Origin of the sequence: Mesorhizobium sp. M7A.F.Ca.US.006.04.2.1, from assembly GCF_004022915.1 — a bacterium.
In the GTDB taxonomy this organism is placed as follows: Bacteria; Pseudomonadota; Alphaproteobacteria; order Rhizobiales; family Rhizobiaceae; genus Mesorhizobium; species Mesorhizobium ciceri.
In genome coordinates this window covers 1-682 of record NZ_RZQA01001517.1, presented here as the reverse complement: position 1 = coordinate 682, position 682 = coordinate 1, and the positions used below count along the sequence as shown (strand labels likewise).

Genomic DNA, 682 nt, shown 5'->3' with positions numbered 1-682 from the left:
AACCGGATCAGCCCATGAACCCGCGCACACGCAAAGCCCTGGAGTTCGTACTCGACAACCTCGTCTGGTTCATGCTGCTGTTCGTGCTGGTGGTCTTCTCCATCTTCGTCCCGAACTACTTTCAGCTCGGTATCTTCGCCAACATCATCGAGGCTTCGAGCGTGCTCGGCGTCATGTCGATCGGCCTGGCGCTGGTGATCATCGCCGGTCACATGGATCTGTCGGTCGAATCCGTCGCAGCGCTCAGCGCCATGGCGGTCGGCATCCTGTTTTGCTCGTCGGGCATCGGCATGGGCGTGCAGCTGCATCCCGAGTGGCTGATGGTTCCGGTTTCGCTGCTGCTGGCGCTGGCAGTCGGGGGTCTCATCGGCGCCTTCAACGGCTATCTGGTGGTCAAGGTGAAGATGAGCGCCTTCATCATCACGCTGGCGTCCTACATCTGGGTGCGCGGCCTCGTGTTGGTCGTGTCGGGCGGCCGCTCGGCGCAGGACCTGGCGCCGGCCATCCGCTGGTTCGGCATTCAGCGCCTTGTCGGCCTGCCGCTCACCGCCTGGATCGCGGTTGGCTGTTTCGTGGTCTTTTCGCTGATCATGGCCAAGACGCCGTTCGGCCGGCATCTGGTGATGATCGGCGGCAACGAGACGGCGACCTTCCGCGCCGGCATCCGGGTGAACCGCAATCT

1 protein-coding gene is annotated in these 682 nt (G+C 63.2%); it reads left to right on the top strand.

Translation table 11 applies throughout. From position 1 onward, the window contains the following. Window positions 1-14 precede the first annotated feature (14 nt). Window positions 15-682 (top strand): ABC transporter permease (locus tag EN925_RS38450; protein ID WP_164750953.1); only part of this gene is annotated, 668 nt, incomplete at its 3' end.